At 70.0% G+C, this 20,858-nt stretch carries 20 protein-coding genes; 8 read left to right on the forward strand and 12 right to left on the reverse strand.

Annotation, left to right across the window (positions count from 1 at the left end):
• The first annotated feature begins 27 nt into the window (after positions 1 to 27).
• From NLX86_RS01580 to NLX86_RS01590, 3 genes are all read left to right on the forward strand, one after another.
• Positions 28 to 1,617, forward strand: coding sequence for a sensor histidine kinase (locus tag NLX86_RS01580; protein WP_254369699.1), 1,590 nt, complete (start codon positions 28 to 30; stop codon positions 1,615 to 1,617).
• Positions 1,614 to 2,303 (forward strand): response regulator, encoded by a 690-nt coding sequence (locus tag NLX86_RS01585; RefSeq protein ID WP_254369700.1) that lies wholly within the window; start codon positions 1,614 to 1,616, stop codon positions 2,301 to 2,303. Before NLX86_RS01580 ends, NLX86_RS01585 begins: the two co-directional genes overlap by 4 nt.
• Positions 2,304 to 2,539: 236 nt before the next feature.
• Positions 2,540 to 3,172 (forward strand): helix-turn-helix domain-containing protein, encoded by a 633-nt coding sequence (locus NLX86_RS01590; protein WP_254369788.1) that lies wholly within the window; start codon positions 2,540 to 2,542, stop codon positions 3,170 to 3,172.
• 9 nt (positions 3,173 to 3,181) lie between these two features.
• Here NLX86_RS01590 and NLX86_RS01595 read toward each other — a convergent pair whose 3' ends face one another.
• Positions 3,182 to 4,207 (reverse strand): ATP-dependent 6-phosphofructokinase, encoded by a 1,026-nt coding sequence (locus tag NLX86_RS01595; RefSeq protein ID WP_254369701.1) that lies wholly within the window; start codon positions 4,205 to 4,207, stop codon positions 3,182 to 3,184.
• A 196-nt stretch (positions 4,208 to 4,403) separates the two neighbouring features.
• On the opposite strand from NLX86_RS01595, the gene pta reads away from it, so the two are divergent.
• From pta to pyk, 3 genes are all read left to right on the forward strand, one after another.
• Positions 4,404 to 6,479, forward strand: a complete 2,076-nt coding sequence (pta, locus tag NLX86_RS01600; RefSeq protein WP_254369702.1) for a phosphate acetyltransferase — start codon at positions 4,404 to 4,406, stop codon at positions 6,477 to 6,479.
• Complete coding sequence (locus NLX86_RS01605) at positions 6,476 to 7,720, forward strand: acetate kinase (protein WP_374213812.1); 1,245 nt, start codon at positions 6,476 to 6,478, stop codon at positions 7,718 to 7,720. The genes pta and NLX86_RS01605 overlap by 4 nt, the downstream gene beginning before the upstream one ends.
• Positions 7,721 to 7,781: 61 nt before the next feature.
• Positions 7,782 to 9,212 (forward strand): pyruvate kinase, encoded by a 1,431-nt coding sequence (pyk, locus tag NLX86_RS01610; RefSeq protein WP_254369704.1) that lies wholly within the window; start codon positions 7,782 to 7,784, stop codon positions 9,210 to 9,212.
• 76 nt (positions 9,213 to 9,288) lie between these two features.
• Here the strand turns inward: pyk and NLX86_RS01615 are convergent, their stop codons facing one another.
• The gene (locus tag NLX86_RS01615; protein WP_308409533.1) at positions 9,289 to 9,438 is read right to left on the reverse strand and encodes an ATP-binding protein; all 150 of its coding nucleotides are present in this window, start codon (positions 9,436 to 9,438) and stop codon (positions 9,289 to 9,291) included.
• 34 nt (positions 9,439 to 9,472) lie between these two features.
• Here NLX86_RS01615 and NLX86_RS01620 point away from each other — a divergent pair, with 34 nt between their 5' ends.
• Positions 9,473 to 9,688 carry a DUF397 domain-containing protein gene (locus NLX86_RS01620; RefSeq protein ID WP_254369705.1) on the forward strand — a complete coding sequence of 72 codons (216 nt, stop codon included), beginning with the start codon at positions 9,473 to 9,475 and terminating at the stop codon, positions 9,686 to 9,688.
• Positions 9,689 to 9,696: 8 nt separating this feature from the next.
• Here NLX86_RS01620 and hemC read toward each other — a convergent pair whose 3' ends face one another.
• From hemC to NLX86_RS01655, 7 genes are all read right to left on the reverse strand, one after another.
• Positions 9,697 to 10,632 (reverse strand): hydroxymethylbilane synthase, encoded by a 936-nt coding sequence (gene hemC / locus NLX86_RS01625; protein ID WP_254369706.1) that lies wholly within the window; start codon positions 10,630 to 10,632, stop codon positions 9,697 to 9,699.
• An 18-nt stretch (positions 10,633 to 10,650) separates the two neighbouring features.
• Positions 10,651 to 11,226 (reverse strand): class I SAM-dependent methyltransferase, encoded by a 576-nt coding sequence (locus NLX86_RS01630; protein ID WP_254369707.1) that lies wholly within the window; start codon positions 11,224 to 11,226, stop codon positions 10,651 to 10,653.
• Complete coding sequence (locus tag NLX86_RS01635; RefSeq protein ID WP_302060844.1) at positions 11,219 to 12,196, reverse strand: hypothetical protein; 978 nt, start codon at positions 12,194 to 12,196, stop codon at positions 11,219 to 11,221. The genes NLX86_RS01630 and NLX86_RS01635 overlap by 8 nt, the downstream gene beginning before the upstream one ends.
• A 154-nt stretch (positions 12,197 to 12,350) precedes the next feature.
• Positions 12,351 to 13,640 carry a hypothetical protein gene (locus NLX86_RS01640; protein ID WP_374213813.1) on the reverse strand — a complete coding sequence of 430 codons (1,290 nt, stop codon included), beginning with the start codon at positions 13,638 to 13,640 and terminating at the stop codon, positions 12,351 to 12,353.
• Positions 13,630 to 14,172: a DUF6114 domain-containing protein gene (locus NLX86_RS01645; RefSeq protein WP_254369710.1), complete on the reverse strand. Its 543-nt coding sequence runs from the start codon at positions 14,170 to 14,172 to the stop codon at positions 13,630 to 13,632. Before NLX86_RS01645 ends, NLX86_RS01640 begins: the two co-directional genes overlap by 11 nt.
• Positions 14,173 to 14,269: 97 nt before the next feature.
• Complete coding sequence (locus NLX86_RS01650; RefSeq protein ID WP_254369711.1) at positions 14,270 to 14,905, reverse strand: DUF6230 family protein; 636 nt, start codon at positions 14,903 to 14,905, stop codon at positions 14,270 to 14,272.
• Between the two features lie 629 nt (positions 14,906 to 15,534).
• Positions 15,535 to 16,506 carry a tetratricopeptide repeat protein gene (locus NLX86_RS01655; RefSeq protein WP_254369712.1) on the reverse strand — a complete coding sequence of 324 codons (972 nt, stop codon included), beginning with the start codon at positions 16,504 to 16,506 and terminating at the stop codon, positions 15,535 to 15,537.
• A gap of 328 nt (positions 16,507 to 16,834) precedes the next feature.
• Between NLX86_RS01655 and NLX86_RS01660 the strand changes: the two genes are divergently transcribed.
• Positions 16,835 to 17,464, forward strand: a complete 630-nt coding sequence (locus tag NLX86_RS01660) for a TetR/AcrR family transcriptional regulator (protein ID WP_254369713.1) — start codon at positions 16,835 to 16,837, stop codon at positions 17,462 to 17,464.
• 531 nt (positions 17,465 to 17,995) lie between these two features.
• On the opposite strand, the gene NLX86_RS01665 is transcribed toward NLX86_RS01660, so the two are convergent.
• The 3 genes from NLX86_RS01665 to NLX86_RS01675 form a co-directional block, all read right to left on the reverse strand.
• Positions 17,996 to 19,696, reverse strand: coding sequence for a methylmalonyl-CoA mutase (locus NLX86_RS01665; RefSeq protein ID WP_254369714.1), 1,701 nt, complete (start codon positions 19,694 to 19,696; stop codon positions 17,996 to 17,998).
• A gap of 73 nt (positions 19,697 to 19,769) precedes the next feature.
• Positions 19,770 to 20,102, reverse strand: a complete 333-nt coding sequence (locus NLX86_RS01670) for a DUF3817 domain-containing protein (protein ID WP_254369715.1) — start codon at positions 20,100 to 20,102, stop codon at positions 19,770 to 19,772.
• A gap of 54 nt (positions 20,103 to 20,156) precedes the next feature.
• Positions 20,157 to 20,666, reverse strand: coding sequence for a MarR family transcriptional regulator (locus tag NLX86_RS01675; RefSeq protein ID WP_254369716.1), 510 nt, complete (start codon positions 20,664 to 20,666; stop codon positions 20,157 to 20,159).
• Positions 20,667 to 20,858 lie beyond the last annotated feature (192 nt).

Raw genomic sequence — 20,858 nt, forward strand, 5'->3', positions numbered from 1 at the left:
GCCACGCGCGGCAGGCACACTGGAGAGATGCGCGCCCCCCGTCCCCGCAGCCTCGCCGGCCAGCTCTTCGCCATGCAGGTCGTGCTGGTGGCCGCGGTCGTGGCGGGCTGCGCGGTGTTCAGCTACCTCACCGCCCACCGCCAGGCCGAGGAGTCGGCGCGGCGGCAGGCGACGGCGGTCGCGCGGGCGGTCGCGTACGCACCATCCGTACGTACCGCCGTCCTGGGGCCCGATCCGTCGGCCGCCCTCCAGCCGTACGCCGAGCAGGTGCGCCGCGATTCCGCGGTCGCCTTCGTCACGATCATGGATCCGCAGGGCATCCGCTGGACCCACCCCGACCCGGGCCGCATCGGTGAGGAGTTCCTCGGCCACACCGCTCCCGCGCTGGCCGGAGTGACCTTCACCGAGACCTACACCGGCACCCTCGGCCCCTCCGTGCGGGTCGTCACCCCGATCAAGGACGGCCGGACGATCATCGGTCTGGTGAGTGCGGGGATCACCGTCGAACGGATCGACGCGCAGGTACGGCGCCGGCTCGCCGCGCTGATCGCGGTCGCGCTCGCCGCGCTGGCCCTGGGCGGCGCCGGTACGTACGTCATCAACGCCCGGCTGCGGCGGCACACCCACGGTATGAACGCGGCCGAGCTGAGCCGGATGCACGACTACCACCAGGCCACCCTGCACGCCGTGCGCGAGGGCCTGCTGATGCTCGACGGCCGGCGCCGGATCGCCCTGGTCAACGACGGCGCACGGGAACTCCTCGGCCTGCCGCCCGATGCGGTCGGCCGCGGTGTCGCGGAACTGGACCTGCCCGCTCCGCTCACCGGGGCGCTGCTGGCCGCCGAGCCGCGCGTGGACGAGCTGCATCTGACCGCCGACCGGATCGTGGTGGTCAACACCCGGCCGGTCTCCAGCGGGGAGCAGCGCGGCACCGTCGTCACGCTGCGGGACCACACCGAACTCCAGGCGCTCTCCGGCGAGCTGGACTCCGAGCGCGGCTTCACCCAGGCCCTGCGCTCGCAGGCGCACGAGGCGGCGAACCGGCTCCACACGGTGGTCTCGCTGATCGAACTGGGCCGGGTGGACGAGGCGGTGGAGTTCGCGACGGCCGAGCTGGAGCTCGCCCAGGCCCTCACCGACCAGGTGGTCGACGCCGTCGCGGAACCGGTACTGGCCGCCCTCCTGCTGGGCAAGGCGGCTCAGGCCAACGAGCGCGGGGTGGAGCTGGTCCTCGCCGAGGACAGCCGCATCGACGACGGCCTGCTCCCGGACACCCTGCCGGCCCGCGACCTGGTCACCGTCCTGGGCAACCTGATCGACAACGCTGTCGACGCGGCCCAGGGCGGCGAGCGCGCCCGCGTCACCGTCACCGCGAGCACCGCCGCCGGCGAGCTGCTGCTGCGCGTCGCCGACACCGGCGCCGGTATCGACCCCGCCGACGCCGACGAGGTCTTCCGGCGCGGCTGGTCGACCAAGAGCGCGGGCCGGGGCCTCGGCCTCGCGCTGGTCCAGCAGACGGTCCGGCGCGACGGCGGTACCGTGGCGCTGGCCGAAGGCCCGGACGGCGGCGCCGAGTTCACCGTACGGCTGCCGTTGCGGACGGAGGGTCCGGCATGACGGGCCCCGCCGCCGGCATCCGCGTCCTGGTCGTCGAGGACGACCCCGTCGCGGCGGACGCGCACCGGCTGTATGTGGACCGGGTGGCCGGCTTCACCTCGGTCGGGGTGGCGCACTCACGGGCCGAGGCCGCCCGGGCGCTCGACCGGATGCCGGTCGACCTGCTGCTGCTCGATCTGCACCTCCCCGACGGGCACGGACTGCACCTCGTACGGTCCCTGCGCGCGGCGGGTCACTCCGTCGACGTCATCGCGGTCACCTCGGCCCGCGATCTCACGGTGGTCCGCGAAGGGGTGTCCCTGGGCGTCGTCCAGTACGTACTGAAGCCCTTCACCTTCGCGACGCTGCGCGACCGGCTCACCCGGTACGCCGAGTTCCGCGCTGCGGCGGGCGAGGCCAGTGGCCAGGACGAGGTGGACCGGGCGCTCGCGACGCTGCGGGCACCCCAGCCGGCCGCGCTGCCCAAGGGGCTGAGCGGCCCGACGCTGGAGGCGGTGACGCGCGCGCTGCGCGAGTCACCGGGCGGGCTCACGGCCGCCGAGGCCGGCACGGCGGTCGGGATCTCCCGGATCACCGCGCGCCGCTATCTGGAACACCTGGTGACGGGTGGCCGCGCCGGGCGTAGCCCGCAGTACGGACAGGTCGGCCGGCCGGAGCTGCAGTACCGGTGGGTGGCCGGCCGGTGAAGAAGTGATGGATCCCTCCCGCAACGGCGGTTGGCCGGGTAGGGTCGGGGAGGGTTACTGAACGGTCGTGCGGGCGACGGGTTGATCAGTCGTGCGCACTAGGACTTTCCTACAATATGTGAGCCTGGGTGAACGCACCGTAGTCGCCGGGACTCCCGCGCTCCTAACGTGTGGCCGTGCACCAAACCCCTCCCTTCAACGCTCCCGCCGCGCGCCGACTGCGTGCTGCCCTGGGAATGGCGCCCGGCCACGTCGCCTACGGGCTGAGCGCGCAGTACGGACTTCCCGTCACCCCGGAAACGGTGATCGCCTGGGAGCGCGGCGACATGTCGCCGACCTCCGCCGAGCTGACCGCGCTGGCCGGTGTGCTGTGGTGTTCGCCGGGCGAGCTGCTGGCGCGGGCGACCACATTGCGGGAACATCGGATCGCGGGCGGCCTGGCTGCCGACGAGCTGGCCCGGCGGGTGGGTATGGACGCGTCCTCGTACCTGAAGATGGAGGAGTCCGGCCGCTGGAGGGGCAACGAGCGGCAGTCGGCCGCGCTCGCCGAGGTGCTGGGCCTCTCGCTGCCCGAGTTCGTGACCGCGACCGGCAAGGAGGACGCCCTGGCGGACGTGCTGCGCAACGCGGTGACGACGCGCTGGCAGGCGTACCTGCGGCCGCTGGCGAAGCTGCTGCCCGTACCGAAGCACCACCTCGAGGACATCCTCGAGCAGCTGTACAACGACTACCAGTCCCGGATGGTGGCCACCCTCAGCTGGGGCGGCGGTGGCGGCCAGGCGGGCAGCGGCGACGCGGGCCGGGAGTTCCTCGCGGGCATCGTCGCCCGCTTCTGGGACCTGGCGCGCGGGACGGAACGGGACTACTAGAGAGCCGGCTCAGAAGACCGACTCGGCCTCGTACATCCGGTCGTGGGGGACGGTCTTGAGCTCGCTGACTCCGTGCGCGAGCGGCACCATGGTGATGCTCGTGCCGCGCAGCGCGGTCATGTTGCCGAAGTCCCCCCGGTGCACGGCCTCCACCGCGTGCCAGCCGAAGCGGGTCGCGAGCACCCGGTCGTACGCGGTGGGCACGCCGCCGCGCTGGACGTGTCCCAGGATGACCGGCCGGGCCTCCTTGCCGAGCCGCTTCTCCAGCTCGATGGCGAGCCGGGTGCCGATACCGGCGAAGCGCTCGTGCCCGTACTTGTCGATCGCGCCCTTCTCGTACGCCATGGAGCCCTCGGCCGGATGCGCGCCTTCCGCGACACAGATCACCGCGAACTTCTTGCCGCGCGCGAAGCGCTCCTCGATCATCTTCACCAGGTCGTCGACCTCGAACGGCCGCTCGGGCAGGCAGATTCCGTGCGCGCCGCCCGCCATGCCGGACTCCAGCGCGATCCAGCCCGCGTGGCGGCCCATGACCTCGACGACCATCACGCGCTGGTGCGACTCGGCGGTGGTCTTCAGACGGTCGATGGCCTCGGTTGCGACCATGACGGCGGTGTCGAAGCCGAAGGTGCGGTCAGTCGCGGAGATGTCGTTGTCGATGGTCTTGGGGACACCCACGACCGGCATCCCGGCCTCCGACAGCATCCGGGCGGCGGTCAAGGTGCCCTCGCCGCCGATCGGGATGAGCGCGTCGATGCCGTAACGGCGGGCCAGCTCCGCGCAGTTCTCGGCGGCTTCGCGCAGCCGGTCGCGCTCCAGGCGGGCCGAGCCGAGGATGGTTCCGCCACGGGCCAGGATGCCGCTGACGGCGTTGAGGTCGAGCGGGCGCAGGTGGCCGTCGAGGAGGCCCTTGAACCCGTCCTCGAAGCCGATGACTTCGTCGCCGTGGCCGGTCAGAGCCCGGTGCACGACCGACCGGATCACTGCGTTCAGGCCGGGGCAGTCGCCGCCTGCCGTGAGAACTCCGATGCGCATCGTGCTGTGTCTCCCGTCCTGGCGGTACGTGTGAGCAACAGGTGATCCAGTGCGATTGTCCCACGGGGGGCCGGGAAAGCGCTCATTCTGGGCGGGCGTCTTACCTAGCCTCAGAGGTATTGTCAAGAGGGCAGGCCCAGGCCGGCGGGAACCTTTCCACGCCAGACGGACAACGGACAAGGGACGGAGAGCACGCGTGACGCGCAGCGTGTACGTGACCGGGATCGACCGGAAGGACGGCCGGCAGGTCATCGAGCTGGGAGTCATGGAGCTCCTGACCCGCCATGTCGACCGTGTCGGAGTCTTCCGCCCGCTGGTCCACGACGGGCCGGACCGCCTGTTCGAGCTGCTGCGCGCGCGGTACCGGCTGTCGCAGGACCCGGCCTCGGTGTACGGCATGGACTACCTCGAGGCGTCCGCACTCCAGGCCGAGCAGGGTACCGATGAACTGGTCTCCCGGCTCGTCGACCGCTTCCACCGCGTGGCCCGGGAGTACGAGGTGGTCCTCGTACTCGGCACCGACTACGCCGCCACCCAGCTTCCCGACGAGCTGGCGCTCAACGCCCGCCTGGCCAACGAGTTCGGCGCCTCGGTGCTCCCGGTGGTCGGCGGCAAGAACCAGACCGCCGAGTCCGTACGGGCCGAGGCGCGCAACGCCCACCGCGCGTACGACGCCCTGGGCTGCCACGTCCTGGCGATGGTGGTCAACCGGGTGGCCGCCGAGGACCGCGAGCTCATAGCGGAGCGGCTGGCCGCCCGCCTCCCGGTGCCCTGCTACGTCCTGCCGGACGAGCCCGCTCTCGCCGCCCCGACGGTCGCCCAGATCACGCACGCCCTCGGCGGCGAGGTGCTGCTCGGCGACGACGCGGGGCTGGCCCGCGACGCCCTGGACTTCGTCTTCGGCGGGGCCATGCTGCCGAACTTCCTGAACGCCCTGACCCCCGGCTGCCTGGTCGTCACCCCCGGCGACCGCTCCGACCTGGTGGTCGGCGCGCTCGCCGCGCACACCGCGGGCACGCCGCCGATAGCGGGCGTACTGCTGACGCTGAACGAGCGGCCGCCCGCCGAGATCCTGACGCTCTCCTCCCGGCTCGCCCCCGGCACCCCGGTCGTGTCGGTCTCCGGCAACAGCTTCCCGACCGCAGGCGAACTCTTCGCACTGGAAGGCAAGTTGAACGCGGCCACGCCGCGCAAGGCGGAGACCGCGCTCGGCCTGTTCGAGCGCCATGTGGACACGGCGGGCCTGCTGAACCGTATCTCCGTGGCCCGCAGCGGCCGTGTCACCCCGATGATGTTCGAGCACCAGGTGCTGGAGCAGGCCCGCTCGGCCCGCCGCCGGGTGGTCCTGCCGGAGGGCACCGAGGACCGGGTGCTGCGCGCCGCCGACGTACTGCTGCGGCGCGACGTCTGCGATCTGACGCTGCTCGGCGACGTGGAGACCATCCGCAAGAAGGCCGCCGACCTCGGTGTCGACCTGGTGGGCGCGGAGATCACCGATCCGCAGACCTCCGAGCTGCGGCAGCGCTTCGCCGAGTTGTACGCGAAGGCGCGCGCCCACAAGGGCGTCAGCGTCGAACTCGCCTACGACGTCGTCGCAGACGTCAACTACTTCGGCACGCTGATGGTCCAGGAGGGACTGGCCGACGGCATGGTCTCCGGCTCGGTGCACTCCACCGCAGCGACCATCCGGCCCGCCTTCGAGGTCATCAAGACAAAGCCGGAGGCGGCGATCGTCTCCTCCGTCTTCTTCATGTGCCTCGCGGACAAGGTCCTCGTGTACGGCGACTGCGCGGTCAACCCGGACCCGAACGCCGAGCAGCTCGCGGACATCGCCGTCCAGTCCGCCGCCACCGCCGCGCAGTTCGGTGTGGAGCCGCGGATCGCGATGCTCTCGTACTCGACCGGCACCTCCGGCTCCGGCGCGGACGTCGACAAGGTGCGCAAGGCCACCGAGATCGTCCGCGAGCGCCGGCCCGACCTGCTGGTCGAGGGCCCGATCCAGTACGACGCGGCCGTGGAGCCCTCCGTCGCGGCGACCAAACTGCCGGGTTCCGAGGTGGCCGGACAGGCGACCGTGCTGATCTTCCCGGACCTCAACACGGGCAACAACACGTACAAGGCCGTGCAGCGTTCGGCCGGCGCGGTCGCCGTCGGCCCGGTGCTCCAGGGGTTGCGCAAGCCGGTCAACGACCTCTCGCGCGGCGCGCTCGTCCAGGACATCGTGAACACGGTGGCCATCACGGCCATCCAGGCCCAGGGCGGGACGGTATGACGACCACGACCACTACACCAGAAGGCATCCGACCTGTGACCGCCACCCGCGTACTCGTCCTCAACTCCGGCTCGTCGTCGGTGAAGTACCAGCTGCTCGACATGCGCGACCGCTCCCGGCTGGCCGTCGGCCTGGTCGAGCGGATCGGCGAGGAGACCTCCCGTCTGGTGCACACCCCGCCGGCCGGCGGGGCCGGGAAACGCGAGCAGACCGGCCCGATCGCCGACCACGGGGCCGCGTTGAAGGCCGTCGCCGCCGAACTGGCCGCGGACGGGCTCGGCCTGGACTCGCCGGAACTGGCCGTCATCGGGCACCGCGTCGTGCACGGCGGCCAGAAGTTCACCGCGCCCACCCTGGTCACGGAGGAGGTGATGGCGGAGATCGAGCGGCTCGTCCCGGTCGCCCCGCTGCACAACCCGGCGAACATCAGCGGCATCCGCACGGCGCAGGCGCTGCGCCCGGACCTGCCGCAGGTGGCCGTCTTCGACACCGCCTTCCACACGACCATGCCGGAGTACGCGGCCCGCTACGCGATCGACGTGGCGACCGCCGACGCCCACCGCATCCGCCGGTACGGGTTCCACGGCACCTCGCACGCCTACGTCTCCCGGGAGACCGCCCGGCTGCTGGGCAGGGCGCCCGAGGACACCAACGTCATCGTGCTGCACCTGGGCAACGGGGCTTCGGCCTCGGCGGTCCGCGGCGGTCGGTGTGTGGACACCTCCATGGGCCTGACCCCCTTGGAGGGTCTGGTCATGGGTACCCGCTCCGGTGACATCGACCCCGCGGTGACCTTCCACCTCATGCGGGTCGCCGGGATGTCCGCCGACGAGATCGACGTGCTGCTCAACAAGAAGAGCGGCATGGTCGGTCTGTGCGGCGACAACGACATGCGCGAGATCACCCGCCGGATGGGCGAGGGCGACCGGCAGGCGCGGCTGGCCTTCGACATCTACATCCACCGGCTGAAGAAGTACATCGGGGCGTACTACGCGATCCTCGGCCGGGTGGACGCGGTGGCCTTCACGGCGGGTGTGGGTGAGAACGCCGCCGCCGTGCGCGAAGCTGCGGTCGACGGTCTGGAGGAGCTGGGCCTGGCCGTCGACGGCGGGCTCAATGCCGTACGGGCGGACGAGCCGCGGCTGATCTCGCCCGCGTACGCGCGGGTCGCCGTCGCCGTGGTCCCGACCGACGAAGAACTGGAGATCGCCACCCAGGCGTACGCGCTGGTTACCGGTTAGTCACTTGGACTTTCCACCAGACGGAATATTCCGCTACGAAACAAACGGATAGGATCCGCTCATGCGCCGTTCCAAAATCGTCTGCACACTGGGCCCCGCCGTCGACTCGTACGAGCAGCTGAAAGCGCTCATCGAGGCCGGTATGAACGTGGCCCGATTCAACATGAGCCACGGGTCCCACGCTGAGCACGAGGAGCGGTATCACCGCACCCGCAAGGCCGCTGAGGACACCGGGCGCGCGGTCGGCGTGCTCGCCGACCTCCAGGGCCCGAAGATCCGTCTGGAGACCTTCGCCGAGGGACCGGTCGAGCTGGTGCGCGGTGACGAGTTCACCATCACCACCGAGGACGTCCCGGGCGACAAGTCCATCTGCGGCACCACTTACAAGGGTCTGCCGGGCGATGTGTCCAAGGGCGACCAGATCCTGATCAACGACGGAAACGTCGAGCTGCGGGTCACCGAGGTGACCGGCTCGCAGGTGCGGACCATCGTCATCGAGGGCGGTGTCATCTCGGACCACAAGGGCATCAACCTGCCCGGCGCCGCGGTGAACGTGCCGGCCCTCTCCGAGAAGGACATCGACGACCTGCGCTTCGCCCTGCGGATGGGCTGCGACCTGGTCGCGCTCTCCTTCGTACGGGACGCCCACGACGTCAAGGACGTCCACAAGATCATGGACGAGGAGGGCCGCCGGGTCCCCGTCATCGCCAAGGTCGAGAAGCCGCAGGCCGTCGCCAACATGGACGCCGTCATCGCGGCCTTCGACGGCGTGATGGTGGCCCGCGGTGACCTGGCCGTCGAGTACCCGCTCGAAAAGGTGCCGATGGTGCAGAAGCGGCTCATCGAGATGTGCCGCCGCAACGCCAAGCCGGTGATCGTCGCGACCCAGATGATGGAGTCGATGATCACCAACTCGCGGCCGACCCGCGCCGAGGCCTCCGACGTCGCCAACGCCATCCTGGACGGCGCCGACGCGGTCATGCTCTCCGCCGAGTCCAGCGTGGGCGCGTACCCGATCGAGACGGTCAAGACGATGTCCCGCATCGTCGAGGCGGCCGAGGAGGAGCTGCTGTCCAAGGGCCTCCAGCCGCTGGTGCCGGGCAAGAAGCCGCGTACGCAGGGCGGTTCGGTCGCCCGCGCGGCCTGCGAGATCGCGGACTTCCTGGGTGCCAAGTCGCTGGTCGCCTTCACCCAGTCCGGCGACACCGCCCGGCGGCTGTCGCGCTACCGCACGACCCAGCCGATCCTGGCCTTCACCACGGACGCGGGCACCCGCAACCAGCTCGCGCTGAGCTGGGGCGTCGAGACGTACGTGGTCCCGCACGTGGACAACACGGACGCGATGGTCGACCTGGTGGACGCCGAGCTGCTCAAGCTCCAGCGCTACAACGAGGGCGACATCATGATCATCACAGCCGGCTCGCCCCCCGGCGTCCCGGGCACGACGAACATGGTCCGGGTCCACCACCTGGCGGGCAACGCGCGCGGCTGACCCGCCCTGCACGTAATGCTGTGGGCGGCACCCCGATGATCCGGGGGCGCCGCCCACAGCCACGTCTGCGCGCTGATCACACGCCCGGCTGCCGCACTGCGTCGCGGGCGGCGGCACAGTACGCCCACACCGTCTTGCCGTACGGCCGCTCCGCCACTCCCCAGTCGAGTGCCAGCGCCTGGACGAGAAGCAGTCCGCGCCCGCTCTCGGCATCGTCGGCGGGCATGCAGGGGTGCGGCTGCGGACGCCGGGCGACGCAGGTGACGCACGTCTCCCGGACCGATCTCAACGCCGCCGACTGGCGCAAGTCCAGCTACAGCAACACGCAGGGCGGAGAATGCGTCGAGGTCGCTGACGGCTTCCCCGGCGTGATGCCGGTGCGCGACAGCAAGAACCCCGAAGGTCCGGCACTGATGTTTCCCACCGACGCATGGGGCACCTTCATCAACAAGCTGAAGGCCGGCCGCCGATTCTAAAACCTTGCTCAGTGCGCGATGTTGTCGATCAGCTCGCGAGCACCTTGACGTAGCAGCGCGACGGCGACCGAGGTTCCGAGTGTTGCCGGATCGAGCGGGCCGGCCCACTCGTGCGCGTTGAGGACCGTCTTGCCGTCCGAGGTGAAGACGCGGGCGCGTAGTGAGAGGTCGCCACTGCCTTCGGCCCGCGCGTAGCCGGCGATCGGCGAGTTGCAGTGGCCTTGGAGAACGTGGAGGAACATGCGCTCGGCGGTGGCCTCCCGGTGTGCGGCGGGGTCGCCAAGTGCGCTCACGGCGTCGATGGTGGCGGTGTCGTCCTCGCGGCATTGCAAGGCGAGGATTCCGGCGCCGATCGGCGGGCACATCGTCTCCACCGACAGGATCTCGGTAATGGCGTCGGCTCGGTCGATGCGTTCCAGCCCGGATACCGCGAGGAGTAGCGCATCCGCCTCTCCCGCCTCCAGCTTCTCCAGGCGCCGGTTTGCGTTGCCGCGCATCGGGACGCATTCCAGGTGCGGGTGTGAGGCGGCGAGTTGCGCGATTCTGCGGACCGAGGACGTGCCGATGCGGGTACCCGCGGGCAGCTCGTCGAGGGTGAGGCCGCCGGTGTGGATCAGGGCGTCACGGATGTCGTCACGCTTGAGGAAGGCCGCGAATGTCGTGCCGGCCGGGAGAGGACGGTCCGCGGGAACGTCCTTGACGCAGTGCACCGCCAGATCGGCCTCGCCCGCCAGCAGAGCAGCATCCACTTCCTTGGTGAACGCGCCCTTCCCGCCCAGCCTCGCCAGATCGCCCATCCACCGGTCGCCGGAAGTGGTGACGGGCACGACCTCGGTACGGATGCCGGGATGGAGCGCGGCCAGCTCGGCGCGGACACGCTCCACCTGGGCCAGGGCCATGGGCGAAGACCTCGAAACAATGCGGATCAGCTCAGGCGCAGACATGCCGTCCACAATAGAGCGTCAGATACGCGCTCCCACCATCAGACCCGACGCCCATCTCAGCGGCGTGCCAAGCAGGTTGGAGACAGCGGGCACTCGTGCGAGAAAGGCGTCCACACGCGCCTGGTGGCCATCCGGCCATGTGTCCTGCGGCAACAAGTCGTCGACTACATACAGACCACCCGGCTCCAGCAGCTCGAGCAGATCCCCAAGGCGATGGAACTTCCCCGGCCGGCAGTCCACGTACGCGAGGGAGAAGCCAGGGCCGCTGTAGCCGTCGAGCCACGCATCCACGTCCGCCGTCTCGAAGGACACCCGGGCATCTCCGCTCAAATGCTTGGCGGCAACGGCCTGCACCTTGAGGTCGGCCTCGACACTCACCAGCTTGGATTCCGCGCTCATCCCGTGCAGCAGCCACGCCGCGCCGGCACCGACCCCGGTACCCAGCTCGACCATCCGGCCGCCGGGCTTCGACGCGGCCAACGTGGCGAGGAGAGACCCGGTGCGAGCTTCACAGGACATCGCGAAACGGAGCCGGCCCGCGTCCGCCAGGATTGCTTCCAGCACGGCCGGCGTCACCCACGGGTTGTCATCCACGGCCGGCCACCAGGTGCTGGGCGACCAGCTCGGCCGCGAAGGTCAGGACTACGTCCGCACCCGCCCGCTTGAGCATCGCGTGATACTCCGTCATCCCCTCCGGTCCGAGCGCCAGCAGAGACGCCAACTCACCGGAAGTCGAGTACGCCACGAGGGGCACCTGCTGGTCCGCCCGGAGCCGGACCAGGACGTCCACTGCCGTCATCACCGGCTGGAGGGTCAGGGAGTCCGCACCTTCGGCGATCCACCGCCTGGCCTGGACGAGGGTGTCCCGGTCCGCGCGCCCGGGTTCGAGTTGGAGACCCCGACGGTGCCCGGCACGGGGATTGGTGCCCATGAGCTGCTTGAACGGCCCGTACAGGGTCGTGTGCAGTGCCAGGTTCGGATTCACGCCCACGTCGCGCAGCCCCGCCACATCCAACGCGTTCCTGACGGCCCGCACAGACCCGTCCAGCATCGCCGTGGGCGAGATGACGTCCGCCCCGGCCTCGGCGTGCTGCGTGGCCATCTGCTCCATGAGTCGGAACGTGGCGTCCAGGTCGATCGCGCCTGCTGCATCGCGAAGCACGCACTGCCCGTGGTCAGTCCACGAGCAGCCACACACCTCCGTGGTCACCGCCATCTTGGGATCGACAGCCTTGACCGCCTCAATCCCGCGCACCATCCGATTCCCTGCGGCAATTGCGCCCGACGCACGCGCATCACGTTCGTGTCCGTACGCGAAGATCTTCACGCCGCGAATCCCCAGCGCTGCCCAGCGGTGGACGGTGGCGCCTACCTCGGCCAGCGTCACCGCGCCGGGCAGCGGCGCCTTCTCGGCATCGTCAGGCAGCACCAGGAGAGGGGCGGTCAGATCCGTCACGGTGATGATCGGCCGCGCGTAGAGATCGCGTACCACAGCACGAGCCCGGAGTGAATTCACACCGTCAGGGCCAGGGGCCGGTAACGGGCCTTCGGTGAGTGTCGTCATGCTCCGAGTAGATACCAGCAGGGTGTCGGTATAACAGGGCGCGTTTGGGAGCGCACAGACGACGGCCTCGGCACGTAAGACGAAAACAACTGTGGCCCGCACCGAGTGATCGGTGCGGGCCACGGCCGCATCTGCGGTTCGTCCGTGCGGCGAGCTACTTGGTGTAGTAGTTCGAGAGGCCGGGGACCGTGAGCGTGCCGCCGAACTGGCCGGCCTGCGTCACCTTGACCTTGGTGAAGAAGGCGATCGGGACATTCAGCGGGGGCGGGGTCTGCGGGCTGAACGTGACCGGGATGAGGCCGAAGAGGTTGCCCTTCAGCTCCTCCGTGTACATGGTGACCGTGCCGTCGCGCAGGGTCGAGGTGGAACCCGGGTTCGACGTGACGTGGGCGGTCGTGCCGTTGGGGCCGACGACCAGCTGGTGCAGGTCCTTGATGTCGGTTTCCTTGGCGGTGAACTTCAGGACGTTCTTGATCTTGCCGCTGCCCGTCCTGACCTTGACGATGCCCTTGTAGTCGAGGCCGCGCAGGGTGAGCATCGAGCTTTCGAGGATCCACGGCTCGTCCGGCAGCGCCGGGATGCCCGGCTCGAGATCGGCCGCTGCGAGCGCCTCGGGGTCGGCGGTCGGGCAGGGGAACGGCTCCTTGCCGTCCTTGTCCTCGACCGCTTCGTCCTTGGCGTCCTCGTCGAGTTCCTCGACTTCGGCGCCGACCTTGTCCGCCGCGTCCTTGATGTCGTCCTTGGTCTTGCCCAGCGGATCGTCGGCCGGCTTGTCCGCGGGGTTGTCGGCCGGCTTGTCGGCCGGATCGTCCTTGGCCGGGGCGTCGGGCGCGGGCTTGTCGGCGGGCGCGCTGGCGCTCGGCTTCGGCGCGGGAGTGGACTCGGTGGCGCTGGGCGACGGGGTCGCCGTCGGCTCCATGTCCGGGCCGTCGAGGATGTCCTTGATCGCGTCGCCGACACCCAGTGGGTCCAAGGGGTTCTTGGTCTCGGTCTCCGACGGAGCCGGGTCCGGCTTCGGCGGCGCGGGCTTCGGCTCGGCCGTACTGTCCGCCGACGGGGTCTCGGCCGGCTTGGGCTCTTGCGTCTCCTCGCCCTCGCCTGTCCCCTCGGACGGGCTCGGCGTGGCCGGGGGCTTCGCCGACTCCGACGGAGTGGGCTTCTCCGAGGGGGACGCCGACTCCTCGGGGAGGGGCTCGTCCGAGCGGGTCACGCACGGACCGGGCGCGAAGGGGATCTCCGGCTGGTCGTCGGCGAGCGCGAGCTTGGGCGTGAGTCCCATCCCGACGAACACGGCCGTGGGCATCGCGGCGAGTGCCATCGCCTTGCCGGCGGGTATCTGCAACTTGGTCAGCAGCGACTTGCGCGGGGCCGCGTGACGCGGCCCCTTTCTCTCACGGGACTCTGCGCCTCCGGCCATGGTCAGTTGCGTCTCGTCACCCCGCACTGTTCCTCCCGCCATTGGCGTCAACAGTCGAATCAAACGTGTTCGGGTCCTTCTCCAGACGCGGTCCGGGGAAGGGCTCGTGCCCGGGGTCCTGCTCCGGCGTACCGTCGACCGGTCCGACGGGATCGGCGGCGGGGGCGCCAGGCACCCAGGCGATGGAGAGCGCACCGCCGAGCAGGCCGAGCAGGAGGCCGACGAAGAAGCCGCCGAGGTTGGACACGGGGATGGAGACCAGCGCCAGCAGGATCGTGGCGACACCGGCGAACACCCGGACGATCTGGTGGAACCACATCGTCATTCCGAGGGTGAAGAGGAGCACGCCGATGATCAGCGAGCCCGCTCCCGCCGTAGTGGCCATGGTCAGCGTCACATGGCCCAGTTGGAGGTCGGCGTAGGGGAGGTAGGCGATCGGCACACCGCTCAACGCGGTGAACAGGCCCGCATAGTAGGGCCGGGCACCTCTCCAGGCGCGGAAGTGGCGCCGAAAGACGCGGAGGTAGTGCTCGTTCTGCCCCGGTGACTCGGCGCTCATGGAAAACAGCTCCCTGGAACCGGTGTTGCTGTAAGAAGAAGAGTGGGTCGGGCGGGCGGGGTGGCGTCGCACGCTCCCCGCCCGCCCGGGCGAGTGCTTAGTAGCACTCCTTGACGCCCTTGTGCAGCTTCATGCTCAGGTTGCTGAGCTTGAAGGTGCCCGCCGTGGTGGCCCACGCCGTCTGCTTCACGTCGGTCAGGATCGCAAGGTCCGCGCGCTGCGCGAAGCCGTACGGGTTGGCCTTCGTGCCGGGCTGGATGCCGGTCTTGTTGCTCTTGTCGCCGGCCGCGACGCCGATGTCGATGTTCTTGAACTCGGCGTCGGCGTCGAGCTGCGCGACATCGAGGTAGATGTTCGTCGCCTCGACCGGGTGCTTCTTGTCCGTGCCGGCCCGCAGCTCAAGGCTGACAGCGCCGAAGATCGGCACGTCGGGCGTGACGACGGACTGGCACATGTTGGTGATCGTGGCCTTGCCGAAGCCGGACACTGCCACCGGGTGCAGGGTCTTGTTGCCCTTGAGGTCGTGCCCCTCGGCGAGACTTCCGTACTGGACGAAGTCGTGTCCGACCAGCCGGTCGGCCGTCACCTTGAAGCTCTGCCCGGAGACGCTGAACGACGCTGCGAGCGCACCCTGCGCCATCGCAACGCCAATCGCGGCCGTAGCGGCCACGCTGGGCACCATGACGACGGCGAACCGGCGCCATCTGGTCCCGCCACGAATAAGGGACTGCATGTTTCCTCCTTCTCGGACGTACATCTCCGGTACGGGTCACAACCCGCCCTGGGATGGGAGAAGTGCTACGTCCTCGGGAAGGAGAGCGCCCGCGTCGGAGGCGCAAACCGCATCCGATTCACCGGCGATCACCCCCGAGCGACAACCACTGGCCGCGCGTTCGCGCGACCTCCGGACAGGCCCTGCCGGATGGCAAGGACCCCCCTGTCCACGGCCGGTGCCACTGCCACCGGCCGGCTCGGTGGGGACCCAAGGAAACCGCGGCCCCGAGTGGGTGTCGGGCTGCGGAATTGGACCGAGCTCGGCCGATCGTGGTCCATTCACGGCCGGGGCACAAGGGGGTTCGTTACTCGCTAGTAACGGCCGGATAACCGAAGCGCGACCGCCCGGTATCGGGCGGTCGCGCTGGGTACCGTGCAGTGACACGGCAGAATGGTTTATTGAGGCTTTAAACCGGACAGAACCAGAGCCTGGATTTACTCCGAGTAACAGCGGCCGCGATTACCAAGATTTGGTAAAGCGCGGCCGCCGTATGTCGCTGTGTCGCCAAATCCTCCGCCGAGCCTCCACAGCGTCGCAGGTTTAGCGACTGGTCGGCGGAGGGGTCGGTGACCGGGTCGGGGAGCCCGTCAGAAGAGCACCCGCGCCAGCGCGCTGCGCGCAGCCGTCACCCTCGGATCATCGGCACCGATCACCTCGAAGAGCTCCAGCAGCCGCACCCGTGCGGCCTCCCGGTCCTCTCCCGCGGTGAGCCGGACCGTGTCGACCAGCCGCGCGAAGGCGTCCTCCACATGGCCGCCGACCAGGTCCAGGTCGGCCGCCGTGATCTGCGCCCGCACGTCGGCCGGATTCGCGGCCGCGTCCTTGCGCACCTGCCCCGGGTCCACACCCTGCACGCGGGCGAGCAGCTCGGCCTGGGCCAGGCCCAGCTTGGCCTCCGAGTTCGCCGGGTCGTCGGCGAGGACATTCTTGTACGCCTGGACGGCGCCGGCGAAGTCATTGGCGTCCAGGGCCAGGACGGCCGCTTCGAGCAGGGCGTCGTACGGACCGGGCGGCGGCTCGGCCGCCTCCGCGGGCGCGCCCTGGGCGTCGGGGTCGACGGCGACCCCGGTCAGCCCGAAGCGCTCCTCGGCGACCTGGATGAGCTGGGCCAGCGTCTCGCGGATCTGCTGCTCGGGGGCCGCACCCTGGAAGAGGGGCAGCGCCTGCCCGGCCACCACCGCGAAGACCGCCGGGATGCCCTGGATCCCGAACTGCTGCATCAGCATCTGGTTGGCGTCGACATCGACCTTGGCCAGGATGAAGCGGCCGTTGGCCTCCACGGCCAGTCGCTCCAGCAGGGGGCCGAGCTGTTTGCACGGCTCGCACCACTCGGCCCAGAAGTCGATGACGACCGGGACCTCGGTGGACCGCTGAAGGACGTCACGCTCGAAGCCGGCCTCGTCGACATCGATCACCAGACCTGCGGGGGGCACGGCACCGCCGCCGCCCTGCCGGGCGGCCTCGGCGCGCGCCTGCTCCGCCTTCTGCCGGGCTTCGCCGGCTGCCTTCACCGCGGCGAGGTCGACGACGCCGCTCATGGACATGTTCCTAGGCTGCATGCGTACATCCTCCCCCTTCCGCGCGGCCAGACGCTGCAGTACCCCGGGGGACGACCCCCGGACCCCCGAAAACCTGGCGAAACTGTCCGTACATGAACCACGCCCGTCCGCAGTCCCCCGCCGGTGTGCGGGGCCAACGAACGAGGCGCAGCCCGGTGTTCCCCGAGGGGAAACGGGTTCGGCGCTGGGTCCCCACCCTGGCGCCAGTGGTTGTCACTCTTTACGCTACGACCCGTATCGTAACTGCTCTCCGCCTGCCCTGTGCGGTGATCTGCCCCACACTTCCGGCCCGTCGGCATCTTCCCTACTCGCGGGTATGGTCACCGCCATGTGTTCCAGAACGACAGGCGCCGCCCGCGCCGGCCGCCCCCGCAGCGCCGAGGCCGACGCGGCGATTCTGCGTGCGACCCGGGAGGCGCTGGTCGAACTGGGCTGGAGCAAGCTCACGATGGGCGACGTGTCCGCCCGCGCGGGCGTCGCCAAGACGACGCTCTACCGCCGCTGGGCCGGCAAGAACGAGCTGGTCGTGGACGCCGTCGCGGTCCTCTTCGACGAGATCGAATTTCCCGACCGGGGCACCCTGGAAGCCGATATCGAGGGCGTCGTGCTGCAGTTCGCCGAGCTGCTTGAACGGCCGGAGACGAAGTCGTCCCTGATGGCGGTGGTCGCCGAGTCCACGCGGGACGAGGCACTGCGGGCGCGGATCCGCTCGGCGATCGTCGACCGGCAGAAGCGACTGGTACTGGAGGGCCGGGAACGCGCCCAGGCCCGTGGCGAACTGCCGTACGAGGAAGACCCCGTGGCGGCGGCGCGCAGCGCGGACCTGATCTTCGATGTCATCGCGGGCGCGGTGGTGCACCGCTCGCTGGTGAGCGCGGAGCCGGTGGACCCCGACTGGGCCCGTACGTTCACCACGCTGCTGGTGGCGGGCCTGCGGGCGGTCGCGGCACAGACCTGACGTCAGCCGCCAGGGGGCGCCTTGCTTGCTGGTGTCCTGCTTGCTGGTGTCCTGCCTGCTGGTGTCCTGCTTGCTGGTGTCCTGCTTGCTGGTGTCCTGCTCCCCGCACCGCTCGCACGCCGACTCGGCCGGGACGAGCCGCACCTTGTCCGCGGGGACCTTCAGGGGCTTGCCGGCTTCGGCGTTCCACAGGCGAGGTCACGGTCCAGCCGGTCTGCACGCCGTACGTACATCTCCAGCTGCGCCGCGCGTGCCGCCCGCCGTACGCGCCAGGAAGCGGGCCGCACGCCAGGCCGCCCCGGGCAGCCGCACCTCGACCCGGTACAGACGCGCCGACGTATCGGCGTCCAGCGCGGAGGCGCCGAAGGGCCCTGTCCGCGCGGGGCGGGGCATGGTCGACGACCGGCCGGCCGTGGTCCTCGAAGAGCCGGCACCCGTTGGTCACAACGAGCCCGTCGCACCCGTCAAGCCCCCCTTGCCGCCAAGCCGTGCGGGGATGATCCCACAACGGCCGGGCGGCGCCTGTGGGGATCAGAAGCCGGGCGGCTCGGTGTACGTACCCCATTCGTCGCGCAGTACGTCGCAGATCTCGCCCAGCGTCGCCTCCGCCCGTACCGCGTCCAGCATCGGCTCGATCATGTTCGAGCCGTCGCGCGCGGCGGCCAGCATCGCGTCCAGCGCCGCCTTCACCTTCGCGTCGTCGCGGGCCGCCCGGCGGGCGCCCAGGACCCGTACCTGCTCGCGCTCCACCTCGTGGCTGACGCGGAGGATCTCCAGGTCGCCGGTCACCGAGCCGTGGTGGACGTTGACACCGACGACCCGCTTGTCGCCCTTCTCCAGCGAACGCTGGTACTGGAAGGCCGATTCGGCGATCTCGCCGGTGAACCAGCCGTCCTCGATACCGCGCAGGATCCCGGACGTGATCGGGCCGATCGGGTGCTGCCCGTCCGGATGCGCCCGCAGGCCGCGCTCCCTGATCTGGTCGAAGATCTTCTCGGCGTCCGCCTCGATCCGGTCCGTCAGCTGCTCGACGAACCAGGAACCGCCCAGCGGGTCGGCCACGTTGGCGACGCCGGTCTCCTCCATCAGCACCTGCTGCGTGCGCAGGGCGATCTCGGCGGCCTGCTCGCTCGGCAGGGCGAGGGTCTCGTCCAGCGCGTTGGTGTGCAGGGAGTTGGTGCCGCCGAGGACCGCCGCGAGGGCTTCCACGGCCGTACGCACCACGTTGTTGTACGGCTGCTGCGCAGTCAGCGAGACGCCCGCCGTCTGGGTGTGGAAGCGCAGCCACTGCGCCTTGTCGGTCTGCGCGCCGTACACCTCCTTCATCCAGCGCGCCCAGATCCTGCGCGCCGCGCGGAACTTGGCGATCTCCTCGAAGAAGTCCAGGTGCGCGTCGAAGAAGAAGGACAGCCCCGACGCGAACACGTCGACGTCCAGGCCCCGGGAGAGCCCCAGCTCGACATACCCGAAGCCGTCCGCCAGCGTGTACGCGAGCTCCTGCGCGGCCGTCGCGCCCGCCTCGCGGATGTGGTACCCGGAGACCGAGAGCGGCTTGTACGCGGGGATGCCCTGCGCACAGTGCTCCATCAGGTCGCCGATGAGGCGCAGGTGCGGTTCGGGCTGGAAGAGCCACTCCTTCTGCGCGATGTACTCCTTGAAGATGTCGGTCTGGAGCGTGCCGTTCAGCACCGCGGGGTCGATGCCCTGGCGCTCGGCGGCCACCAGGTACATGCAGAAGACCGGGACGGCCGGGCCGCTGATGGTCATCGAGGTGGTCACGTCCCCGAGCGGGATGTCCTTGAACAGGACCTCCATGTCGGCGGCGGAGTCGATGGCGACACCGCAGTGCCCGACCTCGCCGAGCGAGCGCGGGTCGTCGGAGTCCCGGCCCATGAGGGTCGGCATGTCGAAGGCCACGGAGAGACCGCCACCGCCGTTGGCCAGGATCATCTTGTAGCGCTCGTTGGTCTGCTCGGCGTTGCCGAAGCCGGCGAACTGCCGGATGGTCCAGGTGCGGCCGCGGTAGCCGGTGGCGTGGAGCCCCCGGGTGTAGGGGTACTCGCCGGGCCAGCCGATCCGCTCGAACCCCTCGTAGGCGTCTCCGGGCCGGGGCCCGTAGACCGGCTCGACCGGGTCCCCGGAGAGCGTGGTGAAGTCGGCGTCCCGCTTGCGGGCCTTGTCGTAACGGGCCTGCCAGCGTCGGCGGCCTTCCTCGATGGCGTCAGCGTCCATGCTTCCAATTTACTAGGACGTCCTAGTAAATGTCGATGGCAGGCCGCCGCGAGCAGGTCTCGCGGCGGAACTGTTACACCTTGGCGACGGCCGGGGCGCCGCCCGTGACCAGCGGCTCGATCTGCCGGGCGACCTTGCGCTCCACGAAGAAGGCGGCGGTCGGAATCGTTCCCGAGACCAGCACCCAGAGCAGCTTGCCGAACGACCACTTGGCCTTGGATCCCAGGTCGAAGGCGAAGACCAGGTAGATGATGTAGAGCACGCCGTGGATCTGGGAGACCACGAACGTGATGTCCTCGCCCTTGTCGAACCCGTACTTGAACACCATGCAGGTGCACAGCACCAGCAGCATCACGGCGGTCACAAGGGCCATCACCCGGTACCGGGTCAGCACGCTCTTCTTCATGCGGACGAGCGTAACCGCCCGATATGCGCGATCTTCGCCCGGGTCGCTTCCGGGTCATTTCTCTTCGAAGTCGGCTGCGGCCACCCGCAGGGGACGCAGCATCGCGAAGATCTCCGCGCACTCCTCCGCGTCGTACGCGCCGAGCCCGAAGTCCATCGCCATCAGGTCGCGGGTGGCCGCCTCGACGACCTCGCGGCCCTTGTCGGTGATGGACGCGAGCGTGCCGCGCCCGTCGTTCGGGTTCGGCCGCTTGGCGACGAGACCCGACCTCACCAGACGGTCCACGGTGTTCGTCACTGACGTCGGGTGGACCATCAGGCGCTCGCCGATCTTCGACATCGGGAGCTCGCCCGCCTTGGAGAAGGTGAGCAGCACCAGCGCCTCGTACCGCGCGAAGGTCAGTCCGTACGGCTTGACGACCGCGTCGACCTCGGCCAGCAGGATCTGGTGCGCCCGCATGATCGAGGTGATGGCGGCCATCGAGGGCACGGGTCCCCAGCGCTGCTGCCACAGTTCATCGGCGCGGGCGATGGGATCGAAGGGAAGACTGAGCGGCTTCGGCACGGCCACGACCCTACCGGCCGGTCATATGCTGGTCAGCCCCGTCTCGCCCTTCGGTCCTCCGCAGCTCGGCCAGCAGTACGCACACAGTGCCCAGCACCCCGAAGCCCGCGACCACTATGCACGCACCGGCTCCGCCTCGCCCCCTCCTCCGTATCGGCCCATCTGTCGGCGCTGCACGGGTGGGGCTGCTGA

The organism is Streptomyces sp. A3M-1-3 (assembly GCF_024213665.1).
Classification (GTDB): Bacteria; Actinomycetota; Actinomycetes; order Streptomycetales; family Streptomycetaceae; genus Streptomyces.